Origin of the sequence: Desulfosporosinus metallidurans (genome assembly GCF_001936615.1) — a bacterium.
Taxonomy (GTDB): Bacteria; Bacillota; Desulfitobacteriia; order Desulfitobacteriales; family Desulfitobacteriaceae; genus Desulfosporosinus; species Desulfosporosinus metallidurans.
The window spans coordinates 1-542 of record NZ_MLBF01000188.1 but is presented as its reverse complement, the minus strand read 5'-3'; the positions used below and the strand labels follow the sequence as shown (position 1 = coordinate 542).

The following is a 542-nucleotide window of genomic DNA, read 5'->3' as shown; positions in this document are numbered from 1 at the left end:
AACATCCCCTTCGATGAAGCCTTCTTGAAACGCCTGAGAGACTAGGTCATTTTGAATTTTTCCCAAAGCAGAAGAGACATGGATTTTTTGAATCATTCGAGTATAAGAGGACTCGCTAGGAACTGAATCAGCCATCGTAAAACCGCAGTCGAAACGGAATTCCAAGCTATTTTTTAGTCGTTTTCGTAAGTCTTTGATCGTAGGAATTCGTTCGATGACTCGAATGAATAAAGAGTAGATCATAGCCGAATAGTTAAGTCTTGTTGGAGCACCCAGGAATGCCTTTTTGGAGACAGCTCTCAACAAAGGGTTAATATCCAGTTGGTTAAAAAGGAGGGGATATGATTTCCTCGGAGACATTTCTAAAATTTCTTCCAAGGAAAATAGACTTTCTTGGCGAATACTAAACATTGGGAGTACTCCTTTCTACCTCTCGGTGTTAGTTTGGTCGCTTACACTTTTTCGAGGTTTTGGGGAGGTACTCCTCTTTTTGTCCTTAAAAAGATCAATAATACCAACGGGTTTGAGTTATGAAACTAATT

1 protein-coding gene is annotated in these 542 nt (G+C 39.7%); it reads right to left on the bottom strand.

The features are described from left to right. A partial coding sequence (locus tag DSOL_RS26305) for a transposase (protein ID WP_139314650.1) occupies positions 1-411 on the bottom strand: 411 nt, incomplete at its 3' end. Between the last annotated feature and the right edge of the window lie 131 nt (positions 412-542).